This is a genomic window from Mycobacterium sp. UM_Kg1 (genome assembly GCF_000972925.1).
GTDB classification, from domain to species: Bacteria; Actinomycetota; Actinomycetes; order Mycobacteriales; family Mycobacteriaceae; genus Mycobacterium; species Mycobacterium hiberniae.
Genome location: NZ_JRMK01000021.1, coordinates 1 through 21,468, shown reverse-complemented (window position 1 = coordinate 21,468; position 21,468 = coordinate 1). Strand labels below are relative to the sequence as shown.

At 66.2% G+C, this 21,468-nt stretch carries 17 protein-coding genes; 14 read left to right on the top strand and 3 right to left on the bottom strand.

From position 1 onward, the window contains the following. Positions 1 to 90: 90 nt before the first annotated feature. Positions 91 to 1,569 carry a bifunctional UDP-N-acetylglucosamine diphosphorylase/glucosamine-1-phosphate N-acetyltransferase GlmU gene (glmU, locus tag LI92_RS05340; protein WP_046316746.1) on the bottom strand — a complete coding sequence of 493 codons (1,479 nt, stop codon included), beginning with the start codon at positions 1,567 to 1,569 and terminating at the stop codon, positions 91 to 93. Positions 1,570 to 2,039: 470 nt separating this feature from the next. On the opposite strand from glmU, the gene LI92_RS05335 reads away from it, so the two are divergent. The 12 genes from LI92_RS05335 (at position 2,040) to LI92_RS05280 (ending at position 17,961) form a co-directional block, all read left to right on the top strand. Continuing rightward, positions 2,040 to 2,339, top strand: coding sequence for a PE family protein (locus tag LI92_RS05335; protein WP_046316744.1), 300 nt, complete (start codon positions 2,040 to 2,042; stop codon positions 2,337 to 2,339). A 19-nt stretch (positions 2,340 to 2,358) separates the two neighbouring features. Next, on the top strand, positions 2,359 to 3,837 hold the full coding sequence (locus LI92_RS05330; RefSeq protein WP_052740713.1) for a PPE family protein: 1,479 nt from the start codon (positions 2,359 to 2,361) through the stop codon (positions 3,835 to 3,837). 71 nt (positions 3,838 to 3,908) lie between these two features. Next, entirely contained in the window at positions 3,909 to 4,205 is a 297-nt protein-coding gene (locus LI92_RS05325) for a WXG100 family type VII secretion target (RefSeq protein WP_082109564.1), read from the top strand. Positions 4,206 to 4,222: 17 nt separating this feature from the next. Beyond that, positions 4,223 to 4,507, top strand: coding sequence for a WXG100 family type VII secretion target (locus LI92_RS05320; RefSeq protein ID WP_046316741.1), 285 nt, complete (start codon positions 4,223 to 4,225; stop codon positions 4,505 to 4,507). Positions 4,508 to 4,536: 29 nt separating this feature from the next. Then, positions 4,537 to 6,180, top strand: a complete 1,644-nt coding sequence (locus LI92_RS05315; protein ID WP_082109563.1) for a sugar transferase — start codon at positions 4,537 to 4,539, stop codon at positions 6,178 to 6,180. A 115-nt stretch (positions 6,181 to 6,295) separates the two neighbouring features. Beyond that, entirely contained in the window at positions 6,296 to 6,907 is a 612-nt protein-coding gene (locus tag LI92_RS05310; RefSeq protein ID WP_046316739.1) for an SIS domain-containing protein, read from the top strand. Then, complete coding sequence (locus LI92_RS05305; RefSeq protein WP_192829985.1) at positions 6,904 to 7,509, top strand: D-glycero-alpha-D-manno-heptose-1,7-bisphosphate 7-phosphatase; 606 nt, start codon at positions 6,904 to 6,906, stop codon at positions 7,507 to 7,509. The genes LI92_RS05310 and LI92_RS05305 overlap by 4 nt, the downstream gene beginning before the upstream one ends. Next, positions 7,490 to 8,221 carry a transaldolase gene (locus LI92_RS05300; protein ID WP_046316737.1) on the top strand — a complete coding sequence of 244 codons (732 nt, stop codon included), beginning with the start codon at positions 7,490 to 7,492 and terminating at the stop codon, positions 8,219 to 8,221. The genes LI92_RS05305 and LI92_RS05300 overlap by 20 nt, the downstream gene beginning before the upstream one ends. 13 nt (positions 8,222 to 8,234) lie before the next feature. Next, a complete protein-coding gene (gmd, locus tag LI92_RS05295; protein ID WP_046316735.1) occupies positions 8,235 to 9,257 on the top strand; it encodes a GDP-mannose 4,6-dehydratase in 1,023 nt (340 codons plus the stop codon). 8 nt (positions 9,258 to 9,265) lie between these two features. Continuing rightward, positions 9,266 to 10,228: a GDP-L-fucose synthase family protein gene (locus LI92_RS05290; RefSeq protein WP_046316786.1), complete on the top strand. Its 963-nt coding sequence runs from the start codon at positions 9,266 to 9,268 to the stop codon at positions 10,226 to 10,228. 2 nt (positions 10,229 to 10,230) lie between these two features. Beyond that, entirely contained in the window at positions 10,231 to 11,565 is a 1,335-nt protein-coding gene (locus LI92_RS05285; protein WP_192829984.1) for a glycosyltransferase family 4 protein, read from the top strand. Positions 11,566 to 11,625: 60 nt separating this feature from the next. Then, positions 11,626 to 17,961, top strand: coding sequence for a type I polyketide synthase (locus LI92_RS05280; RefSeq protein ID WP_046316733.1), 6,336 nt, complete (start codon positions 11,626 to 11,628; stop codon positions 17,959 to 17,961). Between the two features lie 14 nt (positions 17,962 to 17,975). Here the strand turns inward: LI92_RS05280 and LI92_RS05275 are convergent, their stop codons facing one another. Both LI92_RS05275 and LI92_RS05270 read right to left on the bottom strand, forming a co-directional pair. Beyond that, positions 17,976 to 18,569: an acyltransferase gene (locus tag LI92_RS05275; RefSeq protein WP_286134872.1), complete on the bottom strand. Its 594-nt coding sequence runs from the start codon at positions 18,567 to 18,569 to the stop codon at positions 17,976 to 17,978. A 477-nt stretch (positions 18,570 to 19,046) separates the two neighbouring features. After that, on the bottom strand, positions 19,047 to 19,760 hold the full coding sequence (locus tag LI92_RS05270) for an acyltransferase (protein ID WP_046316731.1): 714 nt from the start codon (positions 19,758 to 19,760) through the stop codon (positions 19,047 to 19,049). A gap of 224 nt (positions 19,761 to 19,984) precedes the next feature. On the opposite strand from LI92_RS05270, the gene LI92_RS05265 reads away from it, so the two are divergent. Further along, complete coding sequence (locus LI92_RS05265) at positions 19,985 to 20,725, top strand: FkbM family methyltransferase (RefSeq protein WP_046316730.1); 741 nt, start codon at positions 19,985 to 19,987, stop codon at positions 20,723 to 20,725. A 91-nt stretch (positions 20,726 to 20,816) separates the two neighbouring features. Then, a partial coding sequence (locus LI92_RS05260) for a class I SAM-dependent methyltransferase (RefSeq protein ID WP_052740709.1) occupies positions 20,817 to 21,468 on the top strand: 652 nt, incomplete at its 3' end.

The window sequence follows — 21,468 nt, the reverse complement described above, 5'->3', positions numbered from 1 at the left end:
AGATTTGGGAATTGGGACGAGTTAACTCGGGCCTTATGGTACGTAGCCGGGCGCGTAATTTCGCCTCGGGTCGCCGCAACGCGATCAACCTCACGGTGCGGGGTCGGGTTGGGTGCGGCCCGGATCGCCGGCGGCGTTCGCCGCGTCGGCCGCCGCGGCGGCCGGGCTGCCGGGCCGTTTGCGCTGCACCCAGTTCTCGATGTTGCGCTGCGGCCCGGCCGACACCGCCAGCGCGCCCGGTGGAACGTCGTGGCGTACCACCGTCCCGGCGCCGGTGTAGGCCCCGTCGCCGACGCTGACCGGGGCCACGAACATCGTGTCCGAGCCGGTGCGCACATGCGAGCCGATGGTGGTGCGCCGTTTGGTCTGGCCGTCATAGTTGACGAACACGCTGGAGGCCCCGATGTTGGAGTGGTCGCCGATGTCGGCGTCGCCCACGTAGGTCAGGTGCGGCACCTTGGTCCCGGTCCCGATGGTGGAGTTCTTGGTCTCGACGAACGCTCCCAGCTTGGCGTCGGCGCCCAGCACGGTGCCCGGGCGCAGGTAGGCGAACGGTCCGACCGTGGCACCGGCGCCGATCGACGACGAGGCGGCGTGGCTGCGGATCACCGACGCACCGTCGCCCACCGTGACATCGGTCAGGGTGGTGTCGGGTCCCACCGCGCAGTGCGCGCCGATCCGGGTGCGTCCGAGCAGCTGCGTTCCGGGTGCCACCGTGGTGTCGCGCCCGATGGTCACGTCCACGTCGATCCAGGTGCTGGCCGGGTCGACGATGGTGACCCCGGCCCGCTGGTGCGCGGCCACCAGGCGCCGGTTGAGCTCGGCGGCCAGCTCCGACAGTTGGACACGGTCGTTGACCCCGGCCACGCAGGCGGCATCGTCGACGTGGCGGGCGTGTACCACCTGGCCGTCGCCGCGGACGATGCCGATCACGTCGGTCAGGTACAGCTCGTGCTGGGCGTTGTCCGAGCCGAGCCTGCCCAGCGCGGAGCGCAGCGGCGCGATGTCGAAGGCGTAGATCCCGGCGTTGACCTCGCGGATCTCCCGCTGGGACTCGGTGGCGTCGGCCTGTTCGACGATCGCGGTCACCTCGCCGTCCTGGGTGTGCAGGATGCGGCCGTAACCGGTGGGGTCGGCCAGGGTGGTGGTCAGCACGGTGACGGCGGCCGGGGCGGTGCGGTGGGTGTCGATCAGGGCCTGCAGGGTGGCGGTGTCCAGCAGCGGGATGTCGGCGGAGGTCACCACCACGGTGCCGGTGAAGTCGTCCGGCAGGGCCGACAGGCCGCACAGCACCGCATGCCCGGTGCCCAGCTGCTGTTCCTGCAGGGCGATGTCGATGCGGCAGTCCAGGGCTTGCGCCAGCTCGGCGACAGACTCGGCGATGCGCTCGTGGGCGTGGCCCAGCACCACCACCAGGTGACGGGGGGCCACGCCGGCGGCTGCCCGCAGGCAATGTGCGAGCATGCTGCGCCCACCCAGCTCATGCAGCACTTTGGGGGTGTCGGAGACCATGCGGGTGCCGGATCCGGCCGCCAAGACCAGGACCACGGTGTCGTCGTGTGAAATCATCGAGCCCCACTTCTTCGCCGCGACTGTGCATGCCTGCGGTGCGCGTTGGTACGCCGCCGCCTCGCTCAGCCTTTCATCGCCCGCACCGTCGCGGCAAAGTCATCGCGCCTGTCGTACTCAGCGACAGCAGTGGCGGGCTGACTGGCCCGAGTGTTGTTATCGCTTTGGCCGAGTACCGCTACGGACCCATTTAGGGTAACCGAGTACTCTAGCGCCCCGGCGCGGCCGGGTCTAAAAATTAGCCATGGCAAGTCCGCTGGATTGACGGATCCGGCGACGTTGCGGGGAAACTTCCCCCGCTTGCCTGGGCCGCTGCAGATGTTCGAGGCGGTCCGTTTGGGCCCCGTTCGAGTTCTCGCCCGCTCACTGAACGGGCTTGTCGAGACTTTTGTCCTGCGTAACTCTGTCCTGCGTAATCCAAAGGTGCGCAAGGCATGACCCTTGCGCACTGCTGTAAGGGGGGAGCACACATGTCGTATGTGACCACACACCCGGAGGTGCTGGCCGAGGTGGCCGGCAGCCTGCAGAACGTCGGCTCGGTGATGACGGCCGAGAATGCGGCCGCTGCGGCCCCCACGACCGGAGTGCTGCCCGCGGCCGCCGACGAAGTATCGGCCCTGACCGCGGCCCAGTTCGCCGCACACGGCGAGATGTACCAGGCCGTCAGTGCCCAGGCTGCGGCGATCCACGAAATGGTGGTGAACACCCTAGGTATGAGCGCCAATTCGTACGCCCTCACCGAGGCGGCCAACGCGGCCGCGTCGGGCTAGGCATCGCAGAGGCCCAGCCATGGACTACGGAGCGCTCCCACCGGAGATCAACTCCGGACGAATGTATGCGGGGCCGGGGACGGGATCGATGCTGGCCGCCGCGTCGGCTTGGGATGGTCTGGCGGCCGAATTGGAGTCCGCGGGTTCGACTTACCGATCGATGATCTCGGGGTTGATCGACGGGCAGTGGTTGGGGCCGTCATCGATGGCCATGGCGGCGGCCACCACACCGTATGTGGAGTGGATGTCCACCACCGCCCTGCAGGCCGAAGAGGCGGCGTTTCAGGCTAAGGCGGCTGCAGCCGCGCACGCGGCGGCCTTCGCGATGACGGTGCCGCCTCCGGTGGTTGCGGCGAACCGAGCTCTGCTGATGGTGTTGGTCGCAACCAATTTCTTCGGGCAGAACACCGCGGCAATCGCGGCCAATGAAGCGGAATACGTCGAAATGTGGGCCCAGGACGCGACGGCCATGTACGGCTACGCCGGAAGCTCGGCCGCCGCTTCGAGGTTGACGCCCTTCGCGCCGCCGCCGTCGCCCGCCAACCCGGGCGGGCCGGCGCTGCAGAGCGCGTCGGTGGCCCAGGCTGCCGGCACCTCTGCCGGTACCGCGCAGCAGACGCTGTCGCAGATGGTCTCCACTACGCTGCAAAGCCTGGCATCCCCCGCGACGTCGACGTCGTCCCCTGCAGGTTCGGGGCTCGTGGGCCAGCTGGTGAATGCGCTGGATACGGCCGCACCCGTTGTTCCCACCCCGACAACGACCCCGACCGTGACATCGCCCTTCGGCACCATCGACGCCGGCAGCATCGTGAGCACGTTGTTCTCCCAGTACGCTTACCTACCAGGATTTTTCGGCATCTTTATGGCGTCCCAGGCGCTGGGTCCCCTGATGAATCCGGCCGCCGTCGCGTCCCTCACGAGCGCTGGGGGCGCTACAGCCCTGCCGCCTCTGGCCGCATTGGCCGATGCGGCAACCGCAGCGGGAACATCGGCGGGCGCGTCGGCAGGCGCGGCGATGGGCGCCGCGGCCGCCGGTGGCGTCATCGGCTCAGGGTTGAGTTCGAGCCTGGGCAGTCTGGCGGGTGTTGGTCAAGCGGCAACTGTCGGGGCGTTGTCGGTGCCGCAGACTTGGGGATGGGCAGCGATGCCGCAGGTGGGGACACTCGCTTCCGCGAGTGCGCCGCTGGCGCTTTCGGCCGGCGAGGTCGCCGGCGGCATGGGTGGTGCGCCGCTCATGTTCGGTGCGTTGCCGGCGGCCGGAGCCATGGGCGCCGCCGGAGCCATGGGTGCCGGCAAGGGGCCCGAGGGTGCCGTACTTGCCAAATACATGCCACGCATGAAGGTGCTCGGTGGTTCACCGGCTGCCGGATACCCTGCCGAGCCGGTACCGGCGTCGCTCCCCGAAGGCTCGATACCGCCAGGATTCGCGCCGCCGCCCCCCGGGTTCCGGTGTGCGCTGGTGTACCTGCCGGTCAGCGGACAGGAGCCACCGGTATGACAGCCCAACGCATTTGGATCGATTCCCCAGCAGCAGAAGCTTAACCACCTTATTCGAGATGGAGATCAGAAATGCCCAGTCGCTTTATGACGGACCCGGACGCCATGCGGAGTATGGCGGGCCGATTCGATGTGCACGCTGCCACTGTGGAGGACGAGGCCCGGCGAATGTGGGCTTCATCGAGCAACATTTCCGGCGCAGGGTGGTCAGGACTCGCCGAGCGCACGTCCTACGACACCATGGGGCAGATGCAGAGCGCGTTTCGCAACATCGTGACCATGCTGCACGGCGTGCGCGACGGCTTGATTCGCGACGCGAACCATTACGAGACGCAAGAAGCTGCGTCCCAACAGATCTTGAGCAGCTAGGAAGGGGAGGTCGGGCTATGTCTATCAACTACCAGTTCGGCGACGTCGACGCTCATGGGGCGTTGATCCGTGCGCAGGCAGCATCGTTGGAGGCCGAGCATCAAGCGATCATCCGTGATGTGTTGGCTGCCGGGGATTTCTGGGGCGGCGCCGGCTCGGTGGCCTGCCAGGAGTTCATCACTTCGCTGGGGCGGAATTTCCAGGTCATCTATGAGCAGGCCAACGCCCACGGGCAGAAGGTGCAGACGGCCGGCAACAACATGGCCAACACCGACGCCTCAGTCGGATCCAGCTGGGCCTGAGAACATCCCGGTGAGAGTACAGGCCTGCCATGACCACTCAGCAGACCGAGTTGCCGGTGGCTGGCAATACCTTGCTCGACGGCGCTGCCGGCGTCGACGCCGAGGATTCCCCTGATCCGCCCGGCCCTTCGCGGCTGCAGTCCGTGGTCGCCGATGTCGCTGAGGTGACCGCGCTGCCCACCTTGTCGGCGCCGGTCTCCGACACGGTTGCATTGCTGCCTGCAGCTGAGCGGTCTCGTCATGAACGGTGGCAACACCGTTACGGTAATTGGCTTCTGGCGACTGATTTCGCCGTTCTGAGTGCCGTTGTGGCGGTGGCGCAGATCGTGCGATTCGGAACCGTGTCAAACGGCAGTCTGTGGGCGGGAGCCGGGTCCGTGGGCTACGCGGGGGTCTCGGTACTGATCGTCTGTGCGTGGTCCCTGGGCCTGGCGATCTACCACACCCGTGCGCCGCAGGTGATCGGAGCAGGGCCCGAGGAGTTCCGCCGGGTGTGGACGGCCACTTTCTCGGTCTTCGGGGCCCTCGCTGTCGTGTCCACCCTGTTGAAGCTCGACATCGCGCGAGGTTATCTCGCCATCGCGTTTCCGCTCGGTCTTGTCGCGCTGTCCGCCAATCGCCGCGTTGCGCGCGCCTATATCTCGGCGCAGCGGCGCCGCGGGCGCTTCCTTACTTCCGTGCTCGCGATCGGAGAGCTCCGCTCCGTCGCCGCCCTCGCGCGTTCGCTGACCCGGCATCCCGCCGACGGCTACGCCGTGGTCGGGGTGTGTACCCCCGGCGGTCCGCAACGCGGCGAGCTGGTCGTCCCGGATCTGGGGCGGCTGCGTGTGTTCCCCTACCAGGACGATATTCGGTACGCGATAGCGGCCTCGCAGGCTGACACCGTGGCGTTGACCTCGACGGCAGAGCTGGGTCCCGAAGGCGTCCACGACCTGTCGTGGCAGTTGGAGGAGCTCGGCGTCGACCTGGTCGTCTCGCCGGGAATCGTCGACGTAGCCGGCCCGCGGTTGACCGTGCGCCCGGTGGCCGACCTGCCGCTGATCCAGGTTGACAAGCCGCAGTATCAGGGCGCCAAGCAGTTTCAGAAGCGTGCATTCGACGTGTGCTTTTCCCTGCTGGCGCTGTTGGCTGCCGGACCGATCATGATCGTCGCCGCCGTGGCCGTGAAGGCGACCAGCCCGGGCCCGGTCTTCTATCGTTCGGAACGAATCGGGTTGGACGGCCTGCCGTTCCGGATGATCAAGTTCCGCACGATGGTTGTCGATGCCGACCGCCAACTGGCGCAGCTGGTCGACCTCAACGACAGCGTAGGCGGCGTGCTGTTCAAAATCCGCAAGGACCCCAGAGTCACTCGGGTCGGCAGGGTGCTGCGCCGATACAGCATCGACGAACTGCCGCAGTTCATCAACGTGCTGCGGGGCGAGATGAGCGTAGTCGGGCCCCGGCCACCGTTGCCAGGCGAAGTCGAAACCTATGACCATCGAGTCCGTCGCCGGCTTCTGGTCCGGCCCGGCATCACCGGACTGTGGCAGATAAGCGGCCGCTCCGACCTGTCTTGGGAGGACTCCGTGCGGTTGGACCTCTCCTACGTGGAGAACTGGTCGATGCTCAGCGATTTGGCGATCGCCGCGAAAACCGTCGGCGCGATCGGGGGTGGGAAAGGCGCGTACTGAGCTTCTGAATCGGAACATACAACGAATCGAGGGGTGGGATGGACCGGCGTATGGCGGACCAAGGAGTCGAACACGAATGTGACCGCGATCTTCGCGAGGTCAAGGTGCGTCCATCATGAGCGCTGCGGCCACCGCTTACACCACCCAGTATCTGGAGGAGGTGAACAAGATTGCCGCACTGGTCGATCCGGCCACGATCGACCGGATGATCCAGCTGTTGTGCGGAATCCGGGAAAACGGGGGACGGTTGTTCATCCTGGGGGTGGGCGGCAGCGCCGGCAACGCCGGACACGCAGTCAATGACTTTCGGAAGATCTGCGGGATGGAGGCCTACGCGCCCACCGACAACGTTTCGGAACTGACCGCTCGGGTCAATGACGACGGCTGGGAGAGCTGTTTCATCAATTGGCTGAAGGGCAGTCGGCTTCGGTCCCGCGACGGTGTGCTGGTGTTCTCCGTCGGCGGCGGGAATCTGGAACGAAACATCAGCGGCAACATCGTGCATGCGGTGCGGCACGCCAAGGCTGTCGGTGCGACCGTCTTGGGCATCGTGGGCCGCGACGGCGGCTACACCGCACAGCAGGCCGATGCCTGTCTCGTCATCCCCACCTTGAGCCCCGAGACCGTGACGCCTCATGCCGAGTCCTGGCAGGCGGTGGTGTGGCACCTGATCGTCTCCCACCCCGACATGAAGGAATACGAGATGAAGTGGGAGTCGACCCGGTGACCGCGGCGGTGTTTCTGGATCGAGACGGAGTGCTCAATGAGTTGATCTTCAATCCGGTGACGGGCCAGTACGAGTCACCCCACAGGCCCGAGGATCTGGTCGTGATCGACGGCGTCATTCCGGCGCTGAGGCGGTTGGCCGAAGCCGGCTTCGCGCTCTTCGTCGTGTCCAACCAGCCCAGCTACGCCAAGGGCAAGACCACGTTCGAGAACATCCAGGGCATCCACCGTCGGCTGGAGGGTTCCTTGAGCGCCAATGGGATCGCCTTTGGCGACTATTTCTACTGCTATCACCACCCGGACGGGATCGTGCCGGGGTATTCGCAGAAGTGCCGGTGTCGCAAGCCGATGCCGTACTTCCTGTTGAAGGCGGCCAGCGAGCGCGGTGTCGATCTGGCCACGTCGTGGATGGTGGGAGACCAGGACACCGACGTGGAGTGCGGCCAGCGCGTGGGCTGCAAGACGGCGCTGGTGATGAACGCGCATTCGGCCGCGAAGAGAGGTTGTTCGCAGCCCGACGTCACCGCGACGGCGTTGTCGCAAGTTGTAGACCTGATTGTCCGTTGGAAGGGAGGTGGGGACGATGGCCCCGCTGAAGATTGACATCTACGCTGACGGCGCCGATGTGAATGAGATGTTGGCAGCGCTCAAGCAACCTTATATCAAAGGCTTTACGACCAACCCGACGTTGATGCGCAAGGCCGGTGTGACGGACTACGAAGCCTTCGCCTCCCAGGTACTGGGCCATATCAAAAGCCTGCCCATCTCCTTCGAGGTGTTCTCCGACGATTTCGACGAGATGGACCGGCAAGCGCGTTACATCGACTCGTGGGGCTCGAACGTCTACGTCAAGATTCCGGTGACCAATACCGCGGGCGCGTCGGCGGCAGGACTCATCCGAACTTTGGCGTCGGATCGCATCAAGTTGAACGTGACGGCGTTGTTGACCGTCGATCAGGTGTGGGAAGTCGCCGGCGAGCTGAATCCGGACGTGCCGGCGATCGTGTCCGTCTTCGCCGGGCGCATCGCCGACACCGGCGTGGACCCTGTCCCGATCATGAAGGAGTCGTTGAAGATCCTGCAGTACCGGCCTAAGGCGAAGTTGTTGTGGGCCAGTCCACGTGAGCTGCTGAATCTGGTTCAGGCCGACCAGGTGGGTTGCCACGTCATCACGGTGACGCCCGACATCCTCAAGAAGCTGCCGATGCTCGGCCGAGACCTGGCGCAGCTTTCCCTGGACACCGTGAAGATGTTTCACGACGATGCGCACACGGCTGGATTCGAGCTTCGGACGCGTACCGATGCCTACATCTGAGGTCGAAGTTCCCGTGAAGCGAGCCCTGATCACCGGAATCACCGGGCAAGACGGCTCCTATCTCGCCGAATTGCTGTTGAGCAAGGGTTACGAAGTCCATGGGCTTGTGCGCCGGTCCTCGACGCTCAACACATCGCGGATCGACCACCTCTACGTCGATCCACACGAGCCCGACGCACGACTGTTCTTGCACTACAGCGACCTGACCGACGGTGCCCGCCTGGTGACATTGCTGAGCACCATCGAACCGGACGAGGTCTACAACCTTGCGGCACAGTCGCATGTGCGCGTCAGCTTCGACGAGCCGGTGCACACCGGTGACACCACGGGTATGGGATCCATGCGACTGCTGGAAGCCGTCCGGATCTCCAAGGTGGGATGCCGTTTCTACCAGGCGTCTTCCTCCGAGATGTTCGGGGCGTCACCACCGCCGCAGAACGAGGAAACTCCCTTCTATCCGCGGTCACCGTATGGCGCGGCAAAGGTCTACTCGTACTGGGTGACGCGTAACTACCGGGAGGCCTACGGCATGTTCGCCGTCAACGGCATCTTGTTCAATCACGAGTCACCCCGGCGCGGTGAGACGTTCGTGACCCGAAAGATCACCCGAGCTGCCGCCAGCATCAAAGCCGGCATCCAGTCCCATCTCTATGTGGGCAATCTGGCTGCTGTTCGCGACTGGGGGTATGCCCCCGAGTATGTCGAAGGCATGTGGCGGATGCTGCAGGCTCCCGCGCCGGACGACTTCGTTCTTGCGACCGGCTTCGGCTACAGCGTGCAGGATTTTGCCCAGGCAGCATTCGATCATGCCGGCCTCGACTGGGAGAAGCACGTCAGATTCGACGAACGCTATCTGCGACCGAGCGAGGTGGATTCGCTGATCGGCGACGCCACCAAGGCAGCGAGAACGCTTGGCTGGACGGCATCCACGCACACAGCTGAGCTGGCACGAATCATGGTGGACGCCGACATTGCCGCCCTGGAGTGCGCGGGCCGGCCATGGATCGACAATCCGATGCTTGCTCTCCGGAGATGAGCGGCCCGATGGGCACGCCACCGTGCCCCCTCGATCGTGATTCCCCGGTATACATCGCCGGGCACCTCGGTCTGGTCGGCTCCGCCCTGTTGCGGAGGTTCCGAGAAGAGGGATTCACCAACATTTTGCTGCGGTCGCGCGGTGAGCTCGACCTGACCGACCGGGTCGCGACGTTCGACTTCATCTTCGAGTCGGCGCCGGAGGTCATCGTCGTCGCTGCCGCCAAAGTCGGCGGGATCATGGCCAACAACACCTATCCGGCCGAATTTCTGTCGGAGAACCTCCAGATCCAGCTCAACCTGCTCGACGCAGCGGCTGCTGCGCGGGTGCCGCGCCTGCTTTTTCTCGGCTCTTCGTGCATCTATCCGAAGTACAGCCTGCAGCCGATCAATGAGAGCGCACTGCTCACCGGCCGCCTGGAGCCGACAAATGACGCATACGCGATCGCGAAGATCGCCGGAATCCTGCATGTTCAGGCAGTCCGGCGTCAGTTCGGCCTTTCGTGGATCTCTGCGATGCCGACCAATCTCTATGGCCCCGGTGACAACTTCGCGCGATTCGGCTCGCATCTGCTGCCGGCCCTGATTCGCCGGTATGAAGAAGCCAGAGCGGAAGGCGCCCTGGAGGTGACCAACTGGGGCAGCGGAACCCCGCGGCGGGAGCTGCTGCACGTCGACGACCTTGCGAGTGCGTGTCTTTACCTACTGGAGCACTTCGACAGCCCCACTCACGTCAATGTGGGAACCGGCGTGGACCACACCATCGCCGAGATCGCCCGCATCGTTGCCGACGCAGTGGGTTACCGAGGTGAAACCCGCTGGGATACCACCAAGCCGGATGGAATGCCGCGCAAACTGCTGGACGTCTCTGTTCTGGCGGATGCGGGGTGGCGGTCGGAGATCGGGCTGCGTGACGGGATCGAGTCGACGGGGGCGTGGTACCGCGACAACGCCGAGCTGGCGAGGAGATGATCATGCGCATCTGCATCGTCAGTCTCAACTATGAGCCGGAGCAGTCCGGCATCGCTCCGTATACAACCGGCATGGCTGTCGGCCTGGCCGAGCGAGGGCACGACGTCGAGATTCTCACCGGCCTGCCGCATTACCCGCAGTGGTGCGTCAACCCGGCATACCGTGGCCTGTCCGGAACCCACAAAGCGATAAACGGGGTTGTCGTGCGACGTTTCGCGCACTACGTGCCCGCGGAGTCGACGCTGCGCAACCGGCTGAAGTTGGAGGCCAGCTTCGGCGCCCGGGTGGTGTCGGCGGGTTGGAGCAAGCCGGAACTTGTGCTCACCGTCAGCCCGTCGCTGGTCGCCAGCGCGATGGTCATCGCCCGGGCGAGGGCGGCGGGCATTCCGGTGGGCCTGATCGTGCAGGACCTGTATGGCAAGGGCGTGGTCGAGACTGCTTCCATGCCTGCGCGATTGGCGGCGCTGGCAGTGCGGTTTGAAGGTGCTGTGCTGAACAACGCGACGGGAACGGCCGTCGTGCACGACCATTTCGCAGACGCGGCTGTCGAGATGGGGGTGGGTCGCAGGCGAATCGTCGTCATCCGGAACTGGACGCACATCGAACCGCCCCAGGCGGTGAACGCGGCGGAAGTGCGCCGCAGGCATGGATGGCGGTCGCGGGAGCGCATCGTTTTGCACAGCGGGAACATGGGTGTGAAGCAGGGCCTGGAAAATGTTGTCGCTGCGGCCCGATTGGCCGACGAACGGGGCGTCGACATCCGGTTCGTGCTGTTGGGTGACGGCAACCAGCGTAAGTGCCTGCAACAGTTGGCCAAAGATGTGCAGCGGCTTGAATTCAAGGATCCGTTGCCCGCTGAGGAGTATCGCCAGGTGCTGGCGTGCGCTGATGTTCTCCTGGTCAACGAACGGCCCGGTGTGGGTCAGATGGCGGTGCCGAGCAAGTTGACGTCCTACTTCTGCGCTGGCCGGCCGGTCCTGGCCGCCACCGACGCTCACGGTGTGACCGCTGCGGAGGTCCGGGACTCGGGGGCCGGGCTGGTGATCCCCGCCGGGGATCCCGCCGCTCTGCTGGAGACGGCCGTCGGTCTGGCTGACAGCGCGGAATTCGCAGTGGGGCTGGGTCGTTCCGGCCAGCGCTACGCGCAGCGCCTGCTGAGTCGGGAGCAGGCGCTGGACGCATACGAAGCCTGGTGCCACGGGTTGAGCCGCACTCCGCCAGTGGCAACGCAGCATCGCGGCAACGGTTCGGCCGCCCGCGCTCCCCGGCACCGACCGTTTCGCCGCCTGCCGGTGACGCCGGCGCGCGGGGATCTCAAACCGGCGTCCGGCACCTGACAGCGATACCGACCGAGGGCATCCGAGCGTGAACCCCTTTCAGCAGAGACAGGAATCGACATGATTGATGTGGCCATCGTGGGGATCGGTTGCCGGTTGCCGGGCAAGGTGAGCGATCCCAACCAGCTGTGGGAGTTCCTGCTCTCCCGGGGCAGCGGGATCGTCGAGGTGCCCGCGGACCGTTGGAAACTGGACCGCTACTACGACCCCGAGCCGGACATGCCCGGCCGGATGTACGTGCGCAGCGGCGGGTTCCTGCAGGAATCGCTGTGGGACTTCGATCCCGAATTCTTCGGGGTTGCGCCGCGCGAAGCCTCGATCATGGACCCTCAGCAGCGGCTGCTGCTGGAGGTCAGCCAGGAGGCGATGGACGACGCCGGGGTTTCCGGCCGGGTAGCCGGCCGGCCGGTCGGCGTTTACGTGGGCGCCTTCACTGCCGACAACATGACGATCCGCCGCCAGCCGCTCACCCGGACCGCGATTAATTCCCACACCGCCACCGCCGGCTCGTTCACCATGCTGTCCAACCGGATCTCCTACGTCTATGACCTGCGTGGACCGAGTATGACCATCGACACGGCCTGCTCGTCTTCGCTGGTCGCCCTGCACGAAGCCACCCAGGCCATCGCGCGTGGCGAGATCGAGTTGGCTCTGGTCGGCGGGGGGAACGCGATGCTCACCCCGGAGACCTTCATCGAGATGTGCAAGGGCCGCTTTCTCTCCGCGGACGGACAGTGCAAAACCTTTGATGCCGCCGCCGACGGCTACGCACGAGGCGAAGGAGCCGGAATCATCGTGCTCAAGCCGCTTGCGGACGCGACCCGCGATCAGGACCGCGTCTATGCGGTCATCCGGGCCACCGGTGTCAATCAGGACGGACGCACTTCGGGCATCACGGTGCCCAATCCCCAGGCGCAGGCAGACCTCATCCGGCGGGTGACCGCCCAGGCCGGTCTTCGGCCCGAGCAGATCGGTTACCTTGAGGCGCACGGCACCGGTACCGCCGTCGGCGATCCGCTGGAGATGGCCGCGCTGGGCCAGACCCTGGGGCACGTCGAAGGCCGCACCACCGACCTGGTCGTCGGATCGATCAAGAATTCGATCGGCCATCTCGAAGCCGCAGCCGGGGTTGCCGGCGTGATCAAGGCGGCACTCACCCTGCACCACCGCCAACTGGCGCCGCAGGCCAGCCTGAACCAGCTGAATCCGGCCATTCCGTTCGACGAGTACCGCCTGCGGGTGATCACCGAGGCTGAAGCATTTCCGGCTGACTACGCCCTGGCGGCGGCATCGGTCAACGGCTTCGGCTACGGCGGTACCAACGCGCACGCGGTGCTGGTGGAGGCGCCCAAGCCGCCCCGGGCGGCCGTTCGGAGGGCCCCCGCCCGGGTATTGCCGGTGTCCGGTCGCAACGCCGACGGCGCCCGTCGGCTGGCCGAGGAGTTGTTGCCGCTGGTCGCCGATCCCAGCGTGGATCCGGTTGCGTTGGCGGACGCCATGTGGTCGCGTCGATCGCACCACCATTACCGGTTCGCCGTGCCGTTCGGTGACCGCGACGACCTGCTTGCCCGGCTGACCTCGGTGGTCGATGGCTCGGTGACCGGCGGCCGTACCGTCACCGAGGGCAGGGCCCCGGTCTTCGTCTTCAGCGGAATGGGTCCGCAGTGGTGGCGGATGGGTCGCGACCTGCTCACCGCAGGCGGGCCCTTCGCCTGTGCCGCAGCCGAGGTCGACGAGTTGTTCGCCGATCTGGCCGGCTGGTCGTTGATCGACGAACTGCGCCGGGATGAATCCGATTCCCGGGTGACCAGCACAGCCGTCGCCCAATCGGCGAACTTTCTCGTGCAGATCGGACTGACCGCAGAGCTGGCGCATTACGGGGTCGTTCCCCAGGCGGTCGTCGGGCACAGCGTCGGCGAGGTCAGCGCGGCCTATGTCAGCGGCATGCTCAGCCTGGCCGACGCGGTCAGGGTCAGCTACTACCGCTCCCGGCTGGCCACGCTGGCCGTCGGATCGGGAGGAATGCTCGCCGTGGGCCTCAGCGAGGCGGAGGTGCTGGACTGGATTGCCGGCCGGGCCGACCTGTGCATCGCCGCGGTGAACAGTCCGTCGGGGGTGACACTGGCCGGCACCCCCTCGGGGATCGCCGAACTGCGGGAGACACTGAACAACGCAGGTGTGTTTGTCCGGCAGCTCCGGGTGGACGTGCCTTACCACTCGCACCTCCTGGATCCGCTGCTTCCGCAGCTGACCCGTGATCTGGCCGGTCTGGAGCCGGAGACGCCGAGTGTCGCGCTGTATTCGACAGTGACCTCCACCCCGGTGACGGGACCGGACTGGGGGGCCGAGTACTGGTGTGAGAATGTCCGTCGGCCAGTGCGATTCGCCGACACTCTCGCTGCGATGATCGACGACGGTGCGCGCGTGTTCGTCGAGGTCGGCCCGCACCCGGTGCTGTCGGGCAACATCCGGGAGAGCCTGCTTGGCGCGGGTGTCACCGGAACCGCTGTCGGGACGCTCAAGCGAGACGCCGACGACGCCGTCAGCATTCGCACCGCCCTGGCCGACCTCTACGTCGCGGGTGCCCTGAACACCGAGCATGCCCCCGGTGCCTCCGAAGGTCTGCCCGCCCACTGTGCGCTGCCGGCGCACCGGTTCCAGCGGCAGCGGCTGTGGTCGATGGACCAGCCGGTGGTCGACGGCTACCTGGGTACCGGCGACGCCCGGGTGCTGCCGGGAGATCTGATCGATGCGGGTCAGCCGGAATGGCGGACGGAGTTGGCAACCGCTCGACTGCTCTGGCTGCGTGACCATGTCGTCGCCGGCGCGGTGGTGTTGCCGGGAGCGGCCTACCTCGATGCCGCCCTGGCTGCGGCGGTCCACATCACGGGCCGGCCTGCCCCGGCGCTCGACGGTGTCCGGTTCATCGCTCCGCTGGTGGTGGAGGACACCGAGCTGGCCACCATGCGGCTGAACGTGGAGTCATCCAGCGGCCGGTTCACGGTCAGCTCACGAAACGGTTCGGCCGCCGGCTGGACCCGGCACGCGTGCGGACGCATAGTGGACGGCCTGCTGCGGCCGACCCTTGGGGTTGCCCAGCTCACCGGCGCGACCGCCGTCACCGCCGACGAGGTGTACGCGCAACTGGCCGACCGCGGCCTGAGCTACGGCCAGGAGTTCCGGCGAATCGTGGAAGCCCGGGTGAGCGCCACACAGGTGGTTGCCCGTGTCGATGCCGCCGGAACCGGCGTCGCCGCCTCCAACCATCAGGCGCATCCGGTGGTGCTCGACGCCGCCCTGCAGTGCGTCGCGCTTTTGGTCGACGCCGGCCAGGCCGACGCCGGCGGGGCCGTTGTGCCCGCCGCGATACAGCACGTCCGGCAGTTCGCCGCCATCCCCGATCAGGTCATGGTCGGCGTCACCCGCGTGACGCCACAGCCGGGCGAGGCGGAACTGGTCGCCGATGTTGTGCTGACCGATCCGGAGGGTCACGTGGTCGTCGAGCTGCACCGGGCGCAGTTCCGATCGATCAGCCCTGCTACGCCCGCGCGCGGCGAACTCGAGCGGCTATGGATCGAGCCGGTGTTCGAGCCGCGCGAGGCCCGCGACAGCCGAGACCAGACCGCGACCGGCGAGCGGGTGCTGGTGATTGCGGCCGGCCAGGAGTCGGCCGCGTGGGCCCTGGACTACGCGTCCGCGCGGGGCACCCGGCAGGTACTCGTCGTCCGCGGCGGTGACCCGGAACGTATCTGCACCCATGCCGAAGCCGAACTGCGCCACGTGCTGCGTGCCGACCCGGCCGACAACCGCCCGCTGGTGGTCGCCGTGGTCGCGGTGACGGCACCCGGCGACGGTGCACCGCCGCTCAACACCATGCTGCGGGTCGGCGAGCTGCCGGCAATGCTGGCGGGGGCGGCCCGGGCGATGCAGAACGTGCGGGACGAGGCGACGCGCGTCGGCGGGCTCGTACCGATGCACGGTTTGGTGATCACCCGAGGGGCGTTGCCGGTGCCCGGAGACGGGCAGGCGCCGGATCTGGCGGCCTCAGCCCTCGTCGGCGCTCGCCGGGTGCTGCGCAACGAGCAGCCACAGCTGAATTGGCGACTGATCGACCTCGATCACGACACCGCGCTGTCCACCGTGGTCCTGGAGTCTTTGGTCAGCGGTGTCCACGCCGACGATGCGGTGGACGAGGTCGCGCTGCGCCGGGACCGGCGGATGGTGATCGTCAACCAGGCCGGCCTGGCCGGTCGCCTCGAAGCGCTCGAGGCAGGCCGGCCGTTGCACGACCCGGAGGCGAACTTCGAGATTGATGTGCCGCAGTCCGCGCAACTGGCCGATCTGGCGCTGCGGGAGATCCCGCGGCGAGCCCCGGGGCGGGGCGAGATCGAACTGCGCATCGACGGCATCGGACTCAACTTCAAGGACCCGATGAAGGTGCTCGGCGTGCTCGGTGCCGACGAGCTGGCCGGCACCCACTTCGGGCTGGGGGTGGGAATGGAGGGCATCGGAGTCGTCACGCGGGTCGGTGCCGACGTCGACGAGGTCACCGTCGGCACGTCGATGTTGGTCTCGATCCCGGGGATGGCGAGCCGCTACGTCACCACCGCGGTGGACGCCGGGTCGATGGAACCCGCCGACGGCCTGCCCATGGCGGCCTGCGGCTCAGTGGTGGTGTTGATGACCGCGCACTACGCCCTGCAGCACGCCGCGCACGTTGCGCCCGACGACTGGGTGCTGGTCTCTGCCGGGGCGGGCGGCGTCGGCATGGCCGCGGTGCAGATCGCTGCCAAGGCGGGCGCTCGGGTGATCGCCACCGCATCCACCCCGGAGCGAGCCGAACTGCTGCGATCGCTTGGAGCCAAATACGTCGTCGACTCGCGCGCGCTCTCGGCGATCGACGAGGTACGCGCAATCACCGGCGGACACGGCGCCGACATCGTGGTGAACTGTGCCCCCGGTGAGACGGTGGCGGCCAACTTGGAGGTGGCCGCCGAGTTCGGCCGGGTGGTCGAGATCGGCAAGACCGAGATCTTCGCCGGCCGGCTGGTCGACCTGGCGGTCTTCAACAAGAACCTCTCGGTGACCTCCATCGATCTGGACCGGATGATGGCGCACCGGAGGGACCTGCTGCGACAGGTACACCGCGAAGTGCTCAGCGCGCTTCGCGTCGGGGACTATGAGCTGCTGCTCACCCGCGTCATGCCGGTGTCACAGGTGGCGGAGGCCTTCGACCAGGTGGCCCGATCCACCCACCTCGGCAGGATCGTGTTGGACTTCACCGAGCCGGCGCCGCCGGTCAAACCGGCGCGGCCGGCCACCAGTATCCGGCCCGACGCGACCTACCTGGTGACCGGTGGTCTCGGGGCCCTCGGCCTGTGCACCGCGAGGTGGCTGGCCGCCAAAGACGCCGGCCGGGTCGTGTTGGCCGGCCGCCGCGGCGTGTCCGGCCCCGACCAGCAGGCCGCCGTGGACGCCCTGCGCGCCACCGGTTGCGACGTACGGGTCGAACAGGTTGACGTCGCAGACATGGCGAGCGTGCGGGGCCTGCTCGACCGGCTCGCCGATGGCCCGCCGCTGCGGGGGGTGTTCCACGCAGCCGGCGTCCTGGCCGACGAACCGCTCGGCGCGCTCAGCCCGCACGGCCTGAACGCCGTACTGTGCCCGAAGGCGCGGGGCGCGTTGATCCTCGATGAAGCCCTGGCCGACACCGAACTCGACCACTTCGTCCTGTACAGCTCGGTCAGCAGCCAGGTGGGTCTTGTGCCGCAACTCAGCTACGCCGCGGCCAGTGCAGTGCTGGACACCTTGGCCCACCACCGTTCCCGCCTCGGACGGGCCGCGCTGTCGGTGAACTGGGGAGCGCTCGCCGGCGGTATGGCCACCTCCAGCGAGGCGATTTCGACCTCGTTGGCGCTGAACGGGCTGCGCCTGCTGCCGCTGGATGCCGCCACCGAGTATCTGGACGTGGCGATCGGGCTGAATCCGATCCAGGTGAGTGTCGTCGACATCGACTGGGGGGCATGGGGATCGATGCACCCCGCATCGGCACATACCCCAAGGTTCGCCGGCCAGGTGAACGCCGCCAGGGATTCTACTGCCACCAGCGATTCGGTACGCGCCCGGCTTGCCGCGATGCCCGGCGAGCAGCGTGTCGAGTCGCTCACCGACATACTGGCCGACCAGGTGAGCAAGGTGCTCGGTATCCCGGCGGACTCGGTCGACCGGCAGTCGCCGTTGCCCGAGTTGGGGTTGGACTCTTTGTCAGCTGTCGAGTTGCGCGCCCGGATCAACGCGACGTTGGAGCTGGCCATCTCGGCGATGGAACTGAGCCGCGGCGGTGGGATCTCCTCGCTGGCTACCCGGCTCGGTGATTATCTGGCCGCTGCCCGATGAACCGAATTTCGCTGTTACTCAAGGCGGAACTGGGCGTCGTCGAAGGCGACGATAGGCGTGTAGTTGCACGCGCGATGCCAGAACTCCATGTCGTTGATATCGCGGAGGAAGCGCGCGGGCGCACCGCCGTACAGGCCGGAGGCCATGCCATCGCGATCTTTTGCCCTCGAGAGAACCGAGCCCGCCGCCAGAACCGATCGCTCCGGTAGGTACGAGTCCTTGAGCAGGATGCAACCCGTGCCGGTCATCGCGTTCTGGCCCAAGATGACCCGGCCTGGCTTCGATGTGTTTTCGGCAAGGTCGGCTTCGTGACTCTGGATGGTGCTCTTGATACCGCCCACGACCGCATATGGCCGGAGGATGACTTGTCCGGAGCAATCGACATAGTGGCGGTTGGTGATGTACCCGAATTCTCCGACTATGAGCTTGCCCACCAATGGGCTGTATCGCTGATATTCGGGGGCCGCGGTGAATTGATTGAATCTGCCGATCACACTCTGCGGGCCCAATTCGACGCTGGACAGCTGTTTGAAGATGTTGAAGCTCATGATTGCTGCGCCATCGGCGATCGAGAAGCGCCCGCAATTGAGTACCAGGTTGGGTCCCATGGCGACATCGCGTCCGATGTGGTTACCCAGAGATCTTAAGATCCGTAGTTTGAAGTCACTGCTCGGCAAGAGCCAGGCGATCAATGAGAGCCATTTGTTGGGCCGACTGTCTGGCACTGCGCCTCCAATTTTCCGAGTTTCGTCAAGCTGATCAGCGGTGGGGTGCGAGGCGTGGAGGCCGCGGGGCGCCATGGTTATCCCGCGGAAGGCGCCGACGCCGAGGACGGCACCCGTACCCACCGCATTCGCCGATGTGTCATAACGCCGCTGACCGATGACGCCTGGCGGTACCCGGCGAACCCCGACGCAGAACCGTCACCACGAACCCCCCCCGAAGACTTCGGCTTGATGATGTAATTTCAACCCTTCGTTGCAAGCAGATTTGGCGAATGGTTTCCTTAGAAAGCGCCCGTCGGGCCGCGGCGCGCACCGGGGGCGGCGGTCGTGGAATCCCGATCGATCGCAATCGCTCTCGCGCTACTCCGCGCGCAGCCTTTCATCGTCGAACGGGACTACCGGCGTATTGGTATCGGCGCGATCCCACCATTGGAGTCCCGCGATGTCCCGAATGAAATGTGCGGGCGCGCCGCCGTAAAGACCGCAGGCCGGCATCTTGTGCCCGGGCTTCGCCTTGGTGAGCACCGAACCGGCCGCCAGCACCGACCGTTCTGGTAGGTACGAGTCCATGAGCAGGACGCTGGCGGTGAAAGCCCCGGACGATCGGCCCAAGACGACGCGGCCGGGTTTGGACGTGTTGTCGATGAGATCGATGGAGTGGCTCTGGATGATGCACTTGACCCCGCCGATGGCCGAGAACGGCCGGAAGATGACCTGCCCGGAACAATCGACATAGTGATGGTTGGTGATAATGCACGATTCGCCGAGGGAAAGCGTGCCCACAACTGGGCTGTACCGCTGATACTCCGGTGCCGCGGTGAGTTGATTGAACCTGCCGATGACGCTCCGCGGTCCCAGCTCGACGCTGGAGAGCTGTTTGAAGATATTGAAGTTCATGATCGACGCACCGTCGCCGATCGAGAAGTTTCCGCAGTTGAGTACGAGATTCGGGCCGAGGAAGACATCGCGTCCGATATGGTTGCCCAACGAGCGCAAAGCCCACAGTTTGAAGCTGCCGCTCGGTAAGAGCCAGGCCAACAACGAAAGCCACTTGTTGGGTCGATGAGCTGACATGACCCCCCCTACACCGATTTGCTGTGACGTCAGTTTTGCGCGCCTGTGGTGATAGCGTCGCGCCGACTCAGTGAAAAATGTGCGCGTGACCTATTCGGTGTCTGCTGTTTAGAATACGCGCATACGGCGTGACCGCCACCCGTTTGTTGGGTCTGGGCAGGCCTCGCCGATCAGACTGACGTTAATCGGCGGCATAGCCGAGGCGATCGGAAAGGCGGCGCTGCATGAGGCGCTCGGCGAAGCTGATTGCGATCCTGCGAGTGGCGGCTTATCGAGCCGCGCTGTTGCGGCATGGGGTGGCGGCGGCAGTTGAACATGCAGCGGTGCTGGGTGCGCTGAAGCCGCGCACGGTGGTCGATGTCGGTGCTAATCGCGGCCAGTTCTCGCTCTTCGCCCTGCACGCCTTTCCGGCGGCGACAGTCGTCGCGCTGGAGCCACTTGCGATGCCGGCCGCCCGCTTTCGTCGGGTCTTTGCCCGGCAACAGCGGGTCACGCTGCACCATGCCGCACTGGCGCCGGGCAGTGGACAGAGCACCATGCACGTGTCGGGCCACGACGATTCGTCTTCTCTGCTGCCCATCACCGCCACGCAGGGCCGGCTATTCCGGGGCACCGGCGAGGTGGGCACCGAGACGGTGCGGACCGGCCCGCTGCGTGAGTTCGTCGACGGCAGCTCCATCGAGGAACCGGCGTTACTGAAGCTCGACGTCCAAGGTTATGAGCTCGAGGCGTTGCGCGCGTGCGGAGAGCTGCTCGAGAAGTTCGAGTACATCTGTGCGGAGGGCTCTTTCGTGGAGTTGTACGAAGGCCAGGTGTTGGCCGACGATCTGGTCGACTGGCTGGGGGAGCGCGGCTACCAGTTGGTTCGCAGCTATGGCTCTGTTCATGACAAGGGTGGCCGAATCATCCAGGCCGACATGTTGTTCATGCGACGGCAAGACGGGCACCGTGGTGCGCCCCAGTGATGTGGGTTCCCTGCAGGGGCCGTATTTTGCTGCTGCGTAACAGCTTCGCCAAACGCGTGACCTCCGTTGTGCCCGGTCTTATGCTGATCCGGTGGCGACAACCGAGGAACTGTTGCAGCGCTTCTACCCGGAGTGCAAGGTCAGCGGTTTCAGCCACGTCGACGGCACGGTTGTATTTTTCACGCAGGTCGCTGCGTTGCTTCGGCCCACGGATCACGTCCTCGACTTCGGTGCCGGGCGCGGCGAGCCGATCCTGGATGATGAGGTGCCCTACCGGCGTGACCTGAGCAACCTGAGGGGAAGGTGCGCACAACTGTACGGGTGCGACGTCGACGAGGTCGTCCTCGACAACCCGTATCTGGACCACGCCGGGGTGATACAGCCAGAGGCCGCACTGCCCTACGCCGACGGCCAGTTCGATCTGATCGTGGCCCGGCACGTGTTCGAGCACATCGCCGATCCGGACCTCGTCGCACGGGAGTTGTTGCGGATCGTCAAGCCGGGAGGCTGGATCACCGCTGTCACGCCGAACAAGTTGGGATACATAGCCCTGGGGGCGCGCTTGGTGCCCAACCGGTTCCACGTACGCGCACTGAGCAGGGTGCAACCCCAGCGAAAATCGCAGGATGTCTTTCCCACGCGCTATCGGATGAACACGCGGCGGGCGCTGCGGAAGGCGTTCGGCGGGGGCGCGGAGATCTTCACGGCAGGTTGGGCCGCCGAACCCGGTTACCATTTTGGGA

Excerpts from the sequence above, each read along its gene's own strand:
- glmU (WP_046316746.1), bottom strand. The coding sequence starts at position 1,569 with ATGATTTCACACGACGACACCGTGGTCCTGGTCTTGGCGGCCGGATCC.
- LI92_RS05335 (WP_046316744.1), top strand. The coding sequence starts at position 2,040 with ATGTCGTATGTGACCACACACCCGGAGGTGCTGGCCGAGGTGGCCGGC.
- LI92_RS05330 (WP_052740713.1), top strand. The coding sequence starts at position 2,359 with ATGGACTACGGAGCGCTCCCACCGGAGATCAACTCCGGACGAATGTAT.
- LI92_RS05325 (WP_082109564.1), top strand. The coding sequence starts at position 3,909 with ATGCCCAGTCGCTTTATGACGGACCCGGACGCCATGCGGAGTATGGCG.
- LI92_RS05320 (WP_046316741.1), top strand. The coding sequence starts at position 4,223 with ATGTCTATCAACTACCAGTTCGGCGACGTCGACGCTCATGGGGCGTTG.
- LI92_RS05315 (WP_082109563.1), top strand. The coding sequence starts at position 4,537 with ATGACCACTCAGCAGACCGAGTTGCCGGTGGCTGGCAATACCTTGCTC.
- LI92_RS05310 (WP_046316739.1), top strand. The coding sequence starts at position 6,296 with ATGAGCGCTGCGGCCACCGCTTACACCACCCAGTATCTGGAGGAGGTG.
- LI92_RS05300 (WP_046316737.1), top strand. The coding sequence starts at position 7,490 with ATGGCCCCGCTGAAGATTGACATCTACGCTGACGGCGCCGATGTGAAT.
- LI92_RS05290 (WP_046316786.1), top strand. The coding sequence starts at position 9,266 with ATGGGCACGCCACCGTGCCCCCTCGATCGTGATTCCCCGGTATACATC.
- LI92_RS05285 (WP_192829984.1), top strand. The coding sequence starts at position 10,231 with ATGCGCATCTGCATCGTCAGTCTCAACTATGAGCCGGAGCAGTCCGGC.
- LI92_RS05280 (WP_046316733.1), top strand. The coding sequence starts at position 11,626 with ATGATTGATGTGGCCATCGTGGGGATCGGTTGCCGGTTGCCGGGCAAG.
- LI92_RS05275 (WP_286134872.1), bottom strand. The coding sequence starts at position 18,569 with ATGGGACCCAACCTGGTACTCAATTGCGGGCGCTTCTCGATCGCCGAT.
- LI92_RS05270 (WP_046316731.1), bottom strand. The coding sequence starts at position 19,760 with ATGTCAGCTCATCGACCCAACAAGTGGCTTTCGTTGTTGGCCTGGCTC.
- LI92_RS05265 (WP_046316730.1), top strand. The coding sequence starts at position 19,985 with ATGAGGCGCTCGGCGAAGCTGATTGCGATCCTGCGAGTGGCGGCTTAT.